General features: G+C 64.6%; 14 protein-coding genes. 10 read left to right on the forward strand and 4 right to left on the reverse strand.

Features of this window, described 5'->3' with window-relative positions; all coding sequences use genetic code 11:
• The first annotated feature begins 17 nt into the window (after positions 1-17).
• The 6 genes from accD to BUS12_RS02505 all read left to right on the forward strand — a co-directional run bounded on the left by accD (position 18) and on the right by BUS12_RS02505 (position 7006).
• Entirely contained in the window at positions 18-890 is an 873-nt protein-coding gene (gene accD / locus BUS12_RS02480; protein ID WP_074294087.1) for an acetyl-CoA carboxylase, carboxyltransferase subunit beta, read from the forward strand.
• Positions 891-1060: 170 nt separating this feature from the next.
• On the forward strand, positions 1061-2371 hold the full coding sequence (folC, locus tag BUS12_RS02485; protein ID WP_074294088.1) for a bifunctional tetrahydrofolate synthase/dihydrofolate synthase: 1311 nt from the start codon (positions 1061-1063) through the stop codon (positions 2369-2371).
• Positions 2372-2400: 29 nt separating this feature from the next.
• Complete coding sequence (locus tag BUS12_RS02490) at positions 2401-3321, forward strand: SPOR domain-containing protein (protein ID WP_074294089.1); 921 nt, start codon at positions 2401-2403, stop codon at positions 3319-3321.
• 7 nt (positions 3322-3328) lie between these two features.
• Positions 3329-3823 carry a CvpA family protein gene (locus BUS12_RS02495; RefSeq protein WP_074294090.1) on the forward strand — a complete coding sequence of 165 codons (495 nt, stop codon included), beginning with the start codon at positions 3329-3331 and terminating at the stop codon, positions 3821-3823.
• Positions 3824-3934: 111 nt separating this feature from the next.
• Positions 3935-5482 (forward strand): amidophosphoribosyltransferase, encoded by a 1548-nt coding sequence (purF, locus tag BUS12_RS02500; protein ID WP_074294091.1) that lies wholly within the window; start codon positions 3935-3937, stop codon positions 5480-5482.
• A 333-nt stretch (positions 5483-5815) separates the two neighbouring features.
• Positions 5816-7006, forward strand: a complete 1191-nt coding sequence (locus BUS12_RS02505; protein WP_074294092.1) for an O-succinylhomoserine sulfhydrylase — start codon at positions 5816-5818, stop codon at positions 7004-7006.
• Between the two features lie 12 nt (positions 7007-7018).
• On the opposite strand, the gene BUS12_RS02510 is transcribed toward BUS12_RS02505, so the two are convergent.
• Positions 7019-7816, reverse strand: a complete 798-nt coding sequence (locus BUS12_RS02510) for a helix-turn-helix domain-containing protein (RefSeq protein ID WP_074294093.1) — start codon at positions 7814-7816, stop codon at positions 7019-7021.
• Positions 7817-7832: 16 nt separating this feature from the next.
• Positions 7833-8174 (reverse strand): FKBP-type peptidyl-prolyl cis-trans isomerase, encoded by a 342-nt coding sequence (locus BUS12_RS02515; RefSeq protein WP_074294094.1) that lies wholly within the window; start codon positions 8172-8174, stop codon positions 7833-7835.
• Positions 8175-8385: 211 nt separating this feature from the next.
• On the opposite strand from BUS12_RS02515, the gene BUS12_RS02520 reads away from it, so the two are divergent.
• From BUS12_RS02520 to BUS12_RS02530, 3 genes are all read left to right on the forward strand, one after another.
• Positions 8386-9183: a sensor histidine kinase gene (locus BUS12_RS02520; protein WP_074294095.1), complete on the forward strand. Its 798-nt coding sequence runs from the start codon at positions 8386-8388 to the stop codon at positions 9181-9183.
• A 130-nt stretch (positions 9184-9313) separates the two neighbouring features.
• Positions 9314-10657 (forward strand): hemolysin family protein, encoded by a 1344-nt coding sequence (locus tag BUS12_RS02525; protein ID WP_074294096.1) that lies wholly within the window; start codon positions 9314-9316, stop codon positions 10655-10657.
• Positions 10658-10771: 114 nt separating this feature from the next.
• Positions 10772-11494 (forward strand): sulfite exporter TauE/SafE family protein, encoded by a 723-nt coding sequence (locus tag BUS12_RS02530; RefSeq protein WP_074294097.1) that lies wholly within the window; start codon positions 10772-10774, stop codon positions 11492-11494.
• Positions 11495-11520: 26 nt separating this feature from the next.
• On the opposite strand, the gene BUS12_RS02535 is transcribed toward BUS12_RS02530, so the two are convergent.
• Positions 11521-13011, reverse strand: coding sequence for a dipeptidase (locus tag BUS12_RS02535; RefSeq protein ID WP_074294098.1), 1491 nt, complete (start codon positions 13009-13011; stop codon positions 11521-11523).
• Between the two features lie 111 nt (positions 13012-13122).
• Positions 13123-13779, reverse strand: a complete 657-nt coding sequence (locus tag BUS12_RS02540) for a TetR/AcrR family transcriptional regulator (RefSeq protein WP_074294099.1) — start codon at positions 13777-13779, stop codon at positions 13123-13125.
• A gap of 136 nt (positions 13780-13915) precedes the next feature.
• Here BUS12_RS02540 and BUS12_RS02545 point away from each other — a divergent pair, with 136 nt between their 5' ends.
• A complete protein-coding gene (locus BUS12_RS02545; protein WP_074294100.1) occupies positions 13916-14380 on the forward strand; it encodes a nuclear transport factor 2 family protein in 465 nt (154 codons plus the stop codon).
• Positions 14381-14399 lie beyond the last annotated feature (19 nt).

Here is a 14399-nt window from a genome sequence, read left to right on the forward strand (position 1 = left end):
CCCAGGAAGGAATCAATATGAGCTGGCTCGACAAGCTGCTGCCGCCCAAAATCAAGCAAACCGATCCGAAAAACCGTAAAGGGATTCCGGAAGGCCTGTGGATCAAGTGCCCGTCGTGCGAAGCGGTGCTGTACCGCAACGACGTCGAGGCCAATCTACACGTTTGCCCGAAGTGCGACCATCACATGCGCATTGGCGCGCGTGAGCGGCTCGACGGCCTGCTCGATCCGGAAGGCCGCTACGAAATCGGCCAGGAAATCGTGCCGGTCGACGCGCTCAAGTTCAAGGACAGCCGCAAGTATCCTGACCGTCTGAAAGAGGCGATGGAAGAAACCGACGAAACCGACGCCATGGTCGTCATGGGCGGCGCGATTCACACGCTGCCGTGCGTGGTGGCCTGCTTCGAGTTCTCGTTCATGGGCGGCTCGATGGGTTCGGTGGTCGGCGAGCGCTTTGCGCGCGGCGCGCAGAACGCGCTCGAGCAGAACGTGCCGTTCATCTGCTTCACCGCTTCGGGCGGCGCGCGGATGCAGGAAAGCCTGTTGTCGCTGATGCAGATGGCCAAAACCACCGCAATGCTGACCAAGCTGTCCGACGCCAAGCTGCCGTTCATCTCGGTGCTGACCGATCCGACCATGGGCGGCGTGTCGGCGAGCTTCGCCTTCCTCGGCGACGTGGTGATCGCGGAACCGAAGGCGCTGATCGGCTTTGCCGGCCCGCGCGTGATCGAGCAGACCGTGCGCGAAAAGCTGCCGGAAGGTTTCCAGCGCGCCGAATTCCTGCTGACGAAGGGCGCGGTCGACATGATCGTCGACCGTCGCAAGCTGCGTGAGGAAATCGCTCGCCTGATGGCGCTGATGTCCCGCCAGCCGGCCGACGCGGTAGCCTGAGCGCCGTCCGCACCACCTCAGCATTGACGCCGTGCTCCAACGCACGGCGGAGCAAAAAACAGCGCGCCGCGAGAGGTCATCAAGCGGCGCGCAGTCATTTCCGGGATAATCGCGGTCTCGCCGCGATGCGATCCGCGCAACCCAGCCTCACCGCCTAACCGACTCATCCGATGACCTCATTCCCCACTCTCGACGCGTGGCTCACGCACCTTGAATCCGCGCATCCGGTCGGTATCGACATGGGTTTGACGCGGATCGGCAAGGTGCGCGACGCGCTGCAACTGTCGTTCGACTGTCCGGTGATCACGGTGGGCGGCACCAACGGCAAGGGCTCGACCTGCGCGATCCTCGAAACGATCCTGCTGCGCGCCGGCTACCGCGTGGGCTGCCATACTTCGCCGCACCTGCTGTCGTTCAACGAGCGCGCGCGCGTGAACGGTGCCGTGGCCAGCGACACCGACCTGCTGCCGCATTTCGAAGCGGTCGAGGCGGCCCGTCTGAGCCTGGCCGAACCGGTCACCCTGACGTATTTCGAATTCACGACGCTGGCGATCATGCATCTGTTCGCCTCGCGCGGCCTCGATGCGGTGATTCTAGAGGTGGGTCTCGGTGGCCGGCTCGACGCGGTCAATATCCTCGATACCGACTGCGCGATCATCACGAGTATCGACATCGATCACACCGAATACCTCGGCGATACGCGCGAGAAGATCGCTTTTGAGAAGGCCGGCATCTTCCGCCCCGGCAAGCCGGCGATCTGCGCCGACCCCGTGCCGCCGCAGACGCTGATCGACCACGCGGAGCAGATCGGCGCCGATCTGTGGCTATTTGGCCGCGATTTCCGCTACGAAGGCCAGGCGGGCAGCGAGCGTCAGCAGTGGAGTTACGTGGGCCGTACCATGCGCCGCTCGGCGCTTGCGTATCCGGCGCTGCGCGGCGCGAACCAGCTCATCAACACCTCGGCGGCGCTGGCGGGCCTCGAAGCCTTGCGCGACCGTCTGCCGGTTTCCGCGCAGGACATTCGCCTCGGCCTCGCCAACGTCGAACTGGCGGGCCGCTTCCAGGTGCTGCCGGGCAAGCCGGCGATCGTGCTCGACGTCGGCCATAACCCGCATGCCGCCGCCGTGTTGTCGCAGAATCTCGGCAATATGGGCTATTTTCCGTACACGTACGCCGTATTTGGCGCGATGCACGACAAGGACATTGCCGGCGTGGTCGAACACCTGAAAGGCGAGGTCGACCACTGGTGCGTCACAGACCTGCCCAGCCCGCGAGCGGCGTCCGCGCAGGATCTCGAAGCGATTTTGCGGGAATCTGGCGTGTCCGATGGCGCGGATAGCAGCGTCACGCGCTACGTTTCACCCGCGGAGGCTTTTCAAGACGCGCTAAAACGAGCCACGGAGAATGATAGAATCGTGGTTTTCGGCAGTTTCTATACGGTAGCCGGCGTGATGGCCTACCGTAAATCGCAGCAACACTGAACGGGCGGCAGCCTCGAACCAAGCCATTCATGGGAATTTTCTCGTTCGGCAAGAAAGACGACGCGCCTACCCGGCGTAGCGCAAACACCAGTTCCACCCGGGCCGCCCGTGGCGAGCGCGTGGAGCGGCGAACCCGCCGCACGGAACGGCCCGACGCCGATGCGATGCTGCTCGACCCCACGCTGCCCGAAAAGCAGCGCGCGCGCCGCCGCCTGGTAGGCGCCATCGCGATGGTGGTCGCCGCCGTGGTGATTCTGCCCATGGTGCTCGATTCGCACCCGAAGCCCGTTACGGACGATATCGCTATCGATATCCCCAATCGTCCGGCGCCCAAAGCGGCCGCCGACGATGTAGACACCCAGGCGGGTGTCGCCCCCGACAATCCGGCGCCGGACAACGCCAATAGCTCGCTCGCAGCCTCTGGCGTGGCCCCAGCCCCGGCAGCCCCGGCCACCGCGAATGCGATGACGCAGCAAGGTACGGCTGCGGCGCCGGCCGGCAAGAGCAGCAAGCCGCAAGCCCCGGCAATCGCCGCGAACAAGTCGCCGGCTGCAACGGCAGCGTCCGCTTCGGCCAAGGCCGCGAAACCGGTCAAGACACCGCCCGCGCCGGTCCAGAGCGCCGCCAACCAGACCAGCGCCAACACAGCCAACAGCACCGATGCCGCCGCCGCAGATGCCGATTCCGGCACGCCGGCGTCGCCGCCGGGCAGCCGTTTCGCCGTACAGTTGGGCGCGTTCCCGGACGACGCCAGCGCAAAAGCCTGGGCGGTCAAGTTGAAAGCGGCGGGCGTGCCCGCATATACCGAACGTCGGAAGCAGACGGATGGGACAACCCAGACACTGCTGCGCGCCGGCCCGTTCGCCGACCGCGCGGCCGCGACGGCGGCCATTGCGAAGGTTCGCGCAGCCGGGCTGACGTCCGGCGCGAACAGCGGCTTGGCACAGTAAGTCAGCGATGTTCACTGCCTTCGACTACGCTGTAATGGCGGTGATCGGTTTGTCGGCCCTGCGGGGCACCTGGCGCGGTTTCCTGTCCGAGGTATTCGGGCTGATCGGCTGGGTTGCAGCGTTTTTGATCGCGTGCCGTTTCGTCGGCTATGTGGTGCCGTATATGCCGGCCAGGTGGCCGGGCGGTGCGCTGACCCAATGGCTGCTGGCTTTTGCTCTGCTGGTCATCGGCGTGATGCTGGTGGTGGGCGTCGCCAACGCGCTGCTGAGCCGGCTCGTGCAGGCCTCCGGTTTGAGCGGTGTGGACCGCTCGCTGGGTTTGATGTTCGGCCTCGTACGCGGGGTCATCCTGGTGCTGATTCTGGTCGCCCTCGCAGGCCTGACCGAACTGCCCCAGCAGGAATTCTGGCGCAACGCCTTGCTGCGGCCCTACGCGGTCGAAGGCGTGCACGAACTGAAACCGCTGCTTCCCGAGACACTCGCTGCTTACGTCCGTGTGTGACGATTACAGGCAAACGAGCTGTTCAGGGCAACACGCAGGACATCGGCGCGACCCGGATGCTTCCCCGGCACCGGCCGCCGTGATGAATTTCGTACCTTTGAAGGACATGCCATGTGCGGCATCGTAGGCGTAGTTTCCCAATCCCCGGTCAATCAGCTGATCTATGACAGCCTGCTGCTCCTGCAGCACCGCGGTCAGGACGCAGCCGGCATTGCGACGGCGAACGGTAGCAATTTCCACATGCATAAGGCCAACGGCATGGTGCGCGACGTGTTCCGCACGCGCAACATGCGCAGCCTGCCCGGCACCAGCGGTATCGGCCAGGTGCGTTACCCGACGGCCGGTTCCGCGTCGAGCGAAGAGGAAGCCCAGCCGTTCTACGTGAACGCGCCGTTCGGCATCATCCTTGCCCACAACGGCAACCTGACCAACTGGCAGCAACTGAAAGACGAGATGTTCCGCGTCGATCGCCGCCACATCAACACCAATTCCGATACCGAAGTGCTGCTCAACGTGCTCGCGCACGAACTGCAGCTCTCCACCTCCGGCCTGCAAATCGATCCGGCCTCCGTGTTCAAGGCCGTCTCGGGCGTGCATCGCCGCGTACATGGCTCGTATGCGATCGTTTCGCTGATCGCCGGCTACGGCCTGCTCGCTTTCCGCGACCCGTTCGGTATTCGCCCGCTGTGCCTCGGCAAGCAGGAAACGGCGCATGGCGTCGAGTGGATCGTGGCTTCGGAATCGGTGGCGATTGAAGGTATCGGCTTCGAATTCGTGCGCGACGTGGCGCCGGGCGAAGCGCTGTTCATCGACGTCGAAGGCAATCTGCACTCGCAACAGTGCGCGCCGAACGCCAGCCTGAACCCGTGCATTTTCGAACTCGTGTACCTCGCGCGTCCGGACTCGGTGCTCGACGGCGTGCCGGTCTACAACGTGCGTCTGCGCATGGGCGATTACCTCGCCGAGAAGATCAAGCGCGAACTGCCGGATGTACCGATCGACGTGGTGATGCCGATTCCCGATTCGTCGCGCCCCGCTGCGATGCAGGTTGCCAAGAAACTCGGCGTCGAGTATCGCGAAGGCTTCTTCAAGAACCGTTACGTCGGCCGCACCTTCATCATGCCGGGCCAGGCGGTGCGCAAGAAGTCGGTGCGCCAGAAGCTCAACGCCATGGCGATCGAATTCAAGGGCAAGAACGTGCTGATCGTGGACGACTCGATCGTGCGCGGCACCACCTCGCATGAAATCGTGCAGATGGCGCGCGATGCCGGCGCGAACAAGGTCATCTTCGCTTCGGCCGCACCGCCGGTGAAATTCCCGAACGTCTACGGTATCGACATGCCGACGCGCGGCGAACTCGTCGCGCATGGCCGCACGGATGACGAAGTCGCGCGCATGATCGGCGCGGATCACCTCGTGTACCAGGACGTCGAAGCACTCAAGCAGGCTGTGCGCGATACCAACCCGGCGCTGAAGGAATTCGAGGCTTCGTGCTTCGACGGCAACTACATCACCGGCGACGTCACCACCGAGTACCTCGACCGCATCGAGACGGCCCGTCTCGCGCCGCAGGCGCAATCGGACCGCGACGCGGCCAGCGAAGCGATGGAAGGCGGTGCAGCCCGTTCGCAACTCCACCTGCAGTTGTCGGTGGAGTAAGTCGGCGCCTGACCGGCAGAGCGGCGCGCAGCGGCCATTCACGCAGCGCGCCACGCATGTTAGGATGACGGCTTGCGTCGATTTGATCTCAGCTTGCGGACGCGGGGCAACCCAAAACAGCTAAAGCGAACGGTGGAGAAAAGCAGCAACCGTCCGCCGCCGCTCCAGCTTTCCCCCGCACATGAAGCCCGCTTATGCCGACGCAAAGCGGGCTTTTTTGTTGCCGGCGCGTTTGACGTTCATGCAGCCTTACGGTGAACGTCGAGCGGTAAGCGCCGGCCTGGAAAACGTGGCAACACGTGACGACACGTGGAAAATGGAACTAGAACCAACATGGACGAATCCCTGAACTTCGACACCCTCGCAGTCCGCTCGGGCACGCTGCGCAGCGACTTCAACGAGCATTCGGAAGCGATTTTCCTCACGTCGAGCTTTGTGTTTGCAAGCGCCGCCGACGCCGCGGAACGCTTCAAGAACTCCGAGGACTATTACACGTACTCGCGCTTCACGAATCCCACGGTCACGATGTTCCAGGACCGTCTGGCCGCGCTCGAAGGCGGCGAGGCGTGCATGGCGACGGCTTCGGGCATGGCCGCGATCATGTCGGTGGTGATGTCGGCCCTGCAGGCGGGCGACCACCTCGTCAGCTCGCAGAGCCTGTTCGGTTCGACGCTCGGCATGTTCTCGCAGATCTTCAGCAAGTTCGGCATCACGACCACCTTCGTCGATCCGACGGATCTCGACGCGTGGAAAAACGCCGTGCGTCCCGAGACGAAGATGTTCTTCCTCGAAACGCCGTCGAACCCGCTGACCGAAATCGCCGACATCGAAGCGATCGGCAAGATTGCGAAGGCCGCGAACGTGCTGTTCGTGGTGGACAACTGTTTCTGCAGCCCGGCCTTGCAGCAGCCTTTGAAGCTCGGCGCGGACGTCGTGATGCATTCGGCCACCAAGTTCCTCGACGGCCAGGGCCGCGTGCTCGGCGGCGCGCTAGTCGGGTCGAAGAAATTCATCATGGAAAAGGTGTTTCCGTTCGTGCGCAGCGCCGGACCGACGCTGTCCGCGTTCAACGCTTGGGTGCTGCTCAAGGGCATGGAAACGCTGTCGCTGCGGGTGGAAAAGCAGTCGGAGAATGCGCTGGAAATCGCCCGTTGGCTGGAAACGCATCCGGCGGTGAATCGTGTGTTCTATCCGGGGCTGGAGTCGCACCCGCAGTTCGAGATTGCCAAACGTCAGCAGAAAGCGGGCGGCGCGATCGTGTCGTTCGAACTGAAGGGCGATACGCCGGAAGCGCAGCGCGCCAACGCATGGCGCGTGATCGACAGCACCAGGATCTGCTCGATCACCGGTAATCTCGGCGATACGCGTACGACGATCACCCATCCGGCCACCACGACGCACGGCCGCATCACGCCGGAAGCGCGCGCGGCAGCGGGCATCACGGAAGGGCTGATCCGTCTGGCGGTCGGGCTGGAGAATGCGGGCGATATCCGCAACGATCTGGCGCGCGGTCTGGCGGGTTAAGCCGCGATTCCATCAATGGCGCACGGTGCGCCATTGACCGGGTGCTAGCCCGAAGCGCCGCGTGAACGCATGGGTGTAGGCGCTCTGATCGCCAAAGCCCACTTCAAGCGCGATGTCGGTCAGCGAACGCCGCGGATCGGCGAGTAGCGTGATCGAGGTATCGAGCCGCAGACGCTGCAGATAGCGATGCGGCGTCTCGCCGAACGCTTCGATAAACAACTGATGGAAACGCCGCATGCCGAAGCCGCAATGCGCGGCGAGATCGGCGATGCGCAGCGGCTCCGAGAGATGCGTGCGCAGCCAGCGGTCGATGCGCACGAAGTCAAGACCGGCGCCAGGCGCGCCGTCGCCGCCGAGCGCGGCGGATTGCGTCGTGCCGGCGTCCGCCAGCATGGCCGCGCACAGGCGCGCGGCGGCATCCCAGTGAAAACGCCGCACGGCGAGGTCGTCGCCGGCTTGCATGCCGCCCGTCGCGCGGGCGGCAATGCTATGCACGAGCTGCGTCAGCGACGCATCCACTGAGACAGCCCGCGCGCGGTCGAACAAACGTTCCGGCACCGCGAGTGACGTCGCAGGCAGATCCAGCACGAGTTGCCGGTTCTCGCCGATCCCCGCGTAGTCGTGCTGCGCGCCGGCGGGAATCAGCCACGCCGAACCGGCATCGATCAATTGACCGACCCCGTCTACGCTCATCTCCATTGCGCCGTCGAGCCCCAGCACGACCTGATGAAAGTCGTGCACATCCGACGCCTCGATTGCGCCATAGCGGCGCAACGAAACGCTGGGAGCGGCGACGGCAGCGTGGCTCATGGGCAGTCTGAAACGCTTAAACGTCGAGCAGTTCGACTTCGAACACGAGCGTCGCATTCGGCGGAATCACGCCGCCTGCGCCGCGCACGCCGTAGCCGAGTTGCGGCGGGATCGTCAGCTTGCGCACGCCGCCCACCTTCATGCCCTGCACGCCTTCATCCCAGCCCTTGATGACCATGCCGCCACCCAATACGAAGGCGAACGGATCGTTACGGTCCTTGCTCGAGTCGAACTTCTGGCCGTCGGTCAACCAGCCCGTGTAGTGGACGCTGACCGTTTTGCCGGCGACGGCTTCAGCGCCGGTGCCTTCGGTCAGGTCTTCGTATTTGAGGCCGGATTCGGTAGTCACGGTCGACATGAGTTGCTCCTTCATACAGGTCGTAAAAAGCGACATTGTAGGCGTGTTGGCAGCGTGCCGCCCAGATCACCCGGGTTTGGCCGAGCGTTCGGACGCGCAAGTGAGTTTGCAGAGACCTGCACTGGGCGGGTACGCGCCCTGCTTCACGAAGGAGGGTGCCTATAATGGCACTTCCGTCCAATCCCATGCACTGCCTGAGAGGGCCTCGATCGTGACAACCTCTTCCACCGGATCTGGCAGCGGCCAGCAGGGCGCTTCCAGCGTCTCCCTGTCCGAACGCACCGCGCATCTTTGCGCGGAGGCCGCGCTCTTCATGCGCGACCACGTGCTCTCCCTGGTGTCGCACGATTTGCGCGGCCCGCTCAATGCGATCCATAGCTGGGCCTACGTGCTCGAGCGCAAACTCGACGCCAACGACCCGGCCGCGCAGCGCGCCATCGTCGGCATCCGCAGTGGCGTGGATCAGCAGGTCAAGCTGCTGGAGTCGATTGTCGATACGACCCGCGCCGGCACCAAAACGCTGGCGCTCGTGCGCGAGCCGTTCGCGTTGCAGGCATTGTTCTCGGATTCGGTGGACGAGGTTCGCGCAGGACTCGCGAGGTCGCGCGGTGTGTCGGTCGCGTTCGAATCGGAGCTTTCCACCGAGCAGTTCAACGGCGACCGCGAGCGTCTCGCCGCGGCGCTCTGGCTGATGCTCACCTTCGCGGTGGAGGCCGGCGCGAACGGCGCCAAGGTCACGCTCGCATCGGGCGCCGACGCCCGCGCGTGGCACGCTGTGGTCTCCTATGAGCCGACGCTGGCCGCATTCGACGATGCCTCCGTGTCTCATCTGCTCGAACCGTTCGCGCGCACCCAGGCGCGGGCGCCGCGCGAAGCGGGGCGGATTGCGTGGGTGCTGGCGCTGTGCAAGCGCGTCGCGGAAGCGCATGGCGGCACCTTCGAGCAAGGCGAGATGCAGGACGGTCAGGCCGCGACGCTGGCGCTGCGCATCCCGCTCGTCGCGGCCTGACATCTCGACGACGGCGCTAAGCGGCTCGACGGGCCAGGCGGCGGCAATCCTGCCGCCTGTGCCGCGATAAAACTTTCACGTAGCTTTCGCACTCTATACTGACAACTTTTCGTTGCCGGAGCCCTTTCTCTTGATTCAGGTTGTCGCCCTTATCGGTGCGTTGCTGCTCGTCGCGCTCAATGGATTCTTCGTTGCCGCCGAATTCGGTCTGGTGAAGCTGCGGCAGACGCGGGTGCAGAGTCTTGCCGCGCAGCACGGCATGCGTGGCCGCCTGCTGGCGAAGGTGCACGGGCGTCTCGATGCCTATCTGTCCGCCTGCCAGCTCGGCATCACGCTCGCCTCGCTAGGGCTGGGCTGGATCGGCGAGCCGGCTTTTGCGGACCTGCTGACGCCGCTGTTCCGCCTGCTCAACATCGAATCGGAGAACGTGATCCACGGCGTCTCGCTGTTCTTCGCGTTCTCGTGCATCTCGTTCCTGCATATCGTGGTGGGTGAACTGGCGCCGAAGTCGCTCGCCATTCGTCAGTCCGAGAAGGTGTCGCTGTGGGCCGCCACGCCGCTTTATGGGTTCTACTGGGCGATGTATCCGGCCATCTGGCTGCTGAACACCAGCGCGAACGCCGTCCTTCGTCTGGCGGGCCTGACGGCGGATCACGGCGGTGATGCGCATTACTCCACCGAAGAGCTCAAGCTCATCCTGCGCGGCCGCCACGCCAACGTGGCGAGCGGCATCGGCGCGGCGGACGGCGCGTATAGCCAGGACGAATGGAACACCATCGCGCACTCGCTGGATTTCTCGCGCATGACGGTCTCGGATCTGATGCGGCCGGCCTATGAGATGGTCGGACTGAGGCGCGACTTGCCGTTGCGCGAGAACATGCAGGTGGTCGCACGGCACCGCTTCAGCCGCTATCCGTTGTTCGAGGATGCCGCGGGCGAGCGCGTGGCCGGCATGATCCATCTGAAGGACCTGTTGTTGGCGCGCCAGGCGGGCAGCACGCTCGACGATCTCTCGAAGTATGTGCGGCCGGTCCAGTACGTGAAGCCGGATATGCCCGCGCTGGAACTGTTCCGGCGCTTTCGCAAGGGCGCGCCGCATATGGCGCTCGTCGGACACAAGAACGCGGCGCCGATCGGCTTTCTCACGCTCGACAATCTGCTCGGCGCGCTGGTCGGGCAGATCCACGACGAGTTTCGCCAGGGCGATGCCGACTGGACCCGCATGGACGACGGCACCTTGATGGGCAAGGGCAGTTTGCCGGTGGTGTCGCTGGAGCGGGCGCTGGGGATCGACATTGACGAAGGCCGGGCCGAATCGGTGGGCGGGCTGGTGATTCAGGCGCTCAACGATCTGCCGAACGAAGGGCAGCGGGTCGAGTTCGACCGCTTCGATATCGTCGTCAAGAAGATGAAGGGGCCGCGTATTCTGCTGGTGCGGGTCTATCCGAAACACTTCGATGACGAGGGCGGTTGATCGACGTTGAGGGTGCGGGCGAGCGGCAATGCCTGGCCTGCGCTCTCCTCGCCGCTGCTCGCACATTCCCGAGCCCGGTTAAAATCGTCTGCCAAAACACCATTTGGGGACACCGTGGGATATCTGCTCGTGTTGTGCGTAGGGCTGGTGGCAGGCATGCTAAGCGGCGTGATCGGCACAGGCTCGTCCATGCTGCTGATGCCCGTGCTTGTGATGCTGTTCGGCCCGCAACAGGCCGTGCCGATCATGGCGATCGCTGCAATCATGGGCAATCTGGGCAAGATCCTGGCATGGTGGCGTGAAGTCGACTGGCGCGCGTGTGCCGCCTATTGTTCGACGGCCGTGCCCGGCGCGGCGCTGGGTGTGCGGACGCTGCTCGCGTTGCCGCCGCATGCGGTCGAACTCGCGCTCGGTCTCTTCTTTCTCGCCATGGTCCCCACGCGTCGCTGGCTGGCGCGTCGCTCGATTCAATTCTCGCTGCTGCATCTCGCGCTGATTGGCGGCGTGGTGGGCTTCCTGACCGGCATCGTCGTATCGACCGGACCGATCACCGTACCGGTGTTCATGTCGTACGGGCTCGTGAAAGGCGCATTTCTCGCGACGGAAGCGGCCGGGTCGCTCGCGGTGTACGGCACTAAAGTGGCTGTGTTCAAGCACTTTGGCGCGTTGCCGTTGCATGTGGTGTTCGATGGCCTGATCACCGGCTCGGCACTGATGGCGGGCTCGTTTGCGGCGCGCTATGTGGTGGTTCGCATGAGCCCGCGCACCTTCAAGCTGGTGGTCGACGGTTTGATGCTGTCCTCGGGACTGTCGCTGTTGTGGGCCGCCGGGCGGTAAGCGGCGAACCGCTGACCACTCGCCCGTCAGCCCACCGAGGCTTCGAACACGCGCCGGTAGTTGCCGCCCAGAATCATTCCCACCTCTTCCTGGCTGAAGCCGGCGGTCAACAACGCGTCGGCTAATGCCGGCAACTGCTCATAGCTGCGGAACACCGGCGGGTTGATGAAGCCGAGCATGTCCGTGCCCAATCCGACATGCTCGACGCCGACCACGTCCGCCATGCGCTGCATGCCATGGGCCATGCCCTGCAAGTCGCGATACGTCCCGGAGCTTGGCCACACCCCGATCACACCACCGGTGCCGGCAATCACCCGCGCATGGTGCGGTGTGATCAGACGGCTGCGCGCCGATGGATGCGTCGCCAGGGCGGTATGCGACAGGATCAGCGGCTTGGTGGTGGTGTCCGCCGCGCGCTTGACGAGGTCAAAGGTGCCATGCGCGACGTCCACGACAATGCCTAGCTGATTGCATCGGCGCACCACGTCCGCGCCGAAGTCGGTGAGACCGCCGTGCACGGGCGGCTCGGTCTGGATGTCGCCGAGTTCATTGACCCGGTAGTGGGTGAGCTGCAGATGACGCAGTTGATGCTGCGTATACGCTTCGTCGACGCGCTCGAGCCGGCCTTCCAGAAAGTCGGCGCCTTCGGAGGCAATAATCGCGCAAGGTCCTGTTTTGCTGTTCGCGGCAAGCGACGCCGCGTTCGTCACCACCTGCATCTGCTCGCGTTGGATCAACTCGTGCACGCGGACGAACTCGGCCTGGCCCAGGGCATATAGTTCGCCATCCTGAGGAGTTCGCCAGGCCTCGATGCGCTTGCGATCGGCGGTGACGTGCGTGACGGTGGTGTCGGTAACGATCGCGAGGCAGATGACGTTCATGCCGCCCGTGCGCATGGGCCCCGCGAGAGGAAGGAACGGACGATTGGCGTCAATGGCCGGGTCGCGCGAGACGATCACCCGGCCGGCATGGCTGTGCATGTCCATGGTAAGCGTGTCGGCGGTGCGCCAGGTGGATGCGTCGTCGGATGCGTGTGCGGCAGGCGTCTGTGCATCCGCTGTTTTTGCGTCCGCGTTCTGAGCGGCGGCGTCCGGCTTTTCGGTGTAGCTCGCGAAGCGGCCAGGCGCACAGGCCGCAAGGCCCAACGCCGCACCCGACGCGAGGAACGCGCGGCGACTCGCGCTGCGTGGCGCGTGTTCCGACGGCAGGTCGAGCGGACGCGCGTCGACGAGTTGATAGCGCCAGCCGGCGGGGTCGTCGGTGAGGCGCTGCAGGCGTCCTCTGAAGGTGACGGCCTGCTCCTGTGGTGCGCAGGGCACCGCGGCAAACACTTCCACGCACGACAGCGGATTGCGCGGCAGGCAGCCGCCGCAGCAAGGGGCATCCGCTGCGAGCACAAAGTAATCGGCTTCGTCGGCGACGGGATCGAGCGGAACGATCCAGCCGCATAGTTCGACTATCGCGCCGTGCAGTGAGTCGGCTTCGCCTGTTCGGATACTCAACCAGTCAAGAGGCATGGGCGTTCCCGTGGTTTCAGTGGCAACCTGGATTTTGCAAAGCGTAGTACCTTCCGATGAAGCAGGCGTGTCCTTCCCGGACTCCGCGCGTTTGCACGCGACAGACTCACTTCATCGGGACGCTGCGCGTGTCCGCCCCGTCGCGGCACGGACCGTGCGGCGCTTGCCCGCGGTCAGCGTCGTCAAGGTCTGCTCGACGATAGCCAGCGCCTCGGCCTTAAGCGCCGCCGGATCATCCGCATCGTCAAGCAGCAGCGCCGCTTCGCACACCATGCGGCCGATCATCCGCGCCGCAAGGTAGGGATTCGCGATGGCCGGTTCGCCTTGCGGACCAGCGCCCGACAGTCCCGCAATCAGGAGCCCGTAAATATGCGCGTCCTCGATCTCCCGGCAGCGTGCGGCGCCGAGTACGGCAGGCGCGGCCTCGATCACGAGGTGACGGTAGGCCGGCTCGGAGCAGACCTCCAGGAACTCGCGAATGCCGGCGCGGATGCGCTGCGCCTTCGGCGCGCCCCCGGCGACGCCTCGCACGCGAGCCGCAGCCGCAGTCTGTAGCGACACCACGAGGGCATCGAATAGCTCCGCCTTGTCGCTGAAGTGATGATAGAAGGCGCCGCGCGTCACGCGCGCCTTGCGGGCAATCGCCTCGATGCCGACCTGCTGGTACCCCTCCGACGTGAACAATTCCCCAGCCGCGACGACCAGCGCTTCGCGCGTGGCGTCGGCGTATTCCTCGCGACGTGTTTTGAACGGACCGACGTTTTCCATAGGGCTTCTATCCAGCGCTTGACTTTTCACCTTCGCATCGTAGTATACATACATAGTGTATGTGAAATTCATGGCGTATGTCGTCGTGAAGGATGAAACCTGCGTCGTTAGCCGACGCTCTTTCGGGAGATTTGCAATGACTGGTTCAACGAATACCGACGTGAAGTACGTCCCGCCTTCGGACGAGCAATGGCAGAGTGCCCGCGCTGTGGTCAACCGTTTCGCCGAGCACTGGCGTCATCCGGTCGCAGACGATCTGCGCGACCTGATGCATCCGGACACGCGCAATCTGATTCCACCCATGACCGTGCCGGCGGATCGGGAAGGCGTCGTCGAGCACTTCAGGCAAGTGCTGAATCAATTGCCGGATCTGAAAGTGGAGGTGCTGCAGTGGGCGCCGACGGGCGATGCCGTACTGATCGAATGGCGCGCGTCGGCGAGTGTGGGCGGCGAGGCGCTGTCATGGCAGGGCGTCGACCGCTTCAATGTCCGCGGCGAGCGCATGTATCAAGGGCAGGTGTACTGGGACACGCGGCGGGTGGCCGAGCAAATGGCCGATGCGGCGCGACGTGCAACCGAGCGGCGCGCCGCTGCTTCCTGATCTCGGGATAACGGGTGCC

This window comes from Paraburkholderia phenazinium, from assembly GCF_900142845.1.
Lineage (GTDB): Bacteria > Pseudomonadota > Gammaproteobacteria > Burkholderiales > Burkholderiaceae > Paraburkholderia > Paraburkholderia phenazinium_A.